Annotated in this window: 2 rRNA genes; both read right to left on the reverse strand. The window is 33.2% G+C overall.

The features are described 5' to 3' along the window. Nucleotides 1–126, reverse strand: a 23S ribosomal RNA gene (locus HBB17_RS20305); the annotation flags it as partial. A gap of 491 nt (nucleotides 127–617) precedes the next feature. Further along, nucleotides 618–735, reverse strand: a 5S ribosomal RNA gene (gene rrf / locus HBB17_RS20310). Between the last annotated feature and the right edge of the window lie 7 nt (nucleotides 736–742).

Here is a 742-nt window from a genome sequence, read left to right on the forward strand (position 1 = left end):
TTTCCCCATTCAGAAATCGCTGGGTCAAAGGATATTTGCTCCTCACCAACGCTTATCGCAGCTTATCACGTCTTTCATCGGCTCTTAGTGCCAAGGCATCCACCCTGTGCTCTTATTAGCTTAACCATAGCTTTTATTGCAAGAATTAAAAAGTGTTTTTTACTTTTTATATTCTTATAAGAAAAGCGAACTTATCATGAAATTTTAATTTCATGATAACCAACTAATAACCTATATGTTACATAGCGTTGCAACATAAGGGTTTTGATCCTTACTTTCGTAAGTATCTACATTGTTAAATCCTTAAACGTCTTAATTCTTTAACTTTGCATTGTTATCATGTTTGAACATTCATTCTAACATGATGTTTTAGATGTCTGACAAATCAAATTTATATTTGATTGTTTATTCAATGTGTAGTTTTCAAGGTACAAGCGTAACTGATTTATCTTCGATAAATTCTTTTACGTGACTGCATTGACTTCTCAATAATCAGTCATTTCATATAAGTAATTGCTCTTATCTTTTCTGTCTCATATAAGATTACTTATATCAAATGACTAATTAGGATAATTCTTATTTTATTCTTTATTGTTCTTTAAATATCTTTTTTTATAATCTGGCAGCCACCTACTCTCCCATACCGTCTCCAGTATAGTACCATCGGCCGTCTAAGTCTTAACCATCGTGTTCGAGATGAGAACGGGTGTGTCCCTAAGACGCATCGCCACCAGAAAAATTT

The organism is Anaerosporobacter faecicola (assembly GCF_012070565.1).
GTDB classification, from domain to species: domain Bacteria; phylum Bacillota; class Clostridia; order Lachnospirales; family Lachnospiraceae; genus Anaerosporobacter; species Anaerosporobacter faecicola.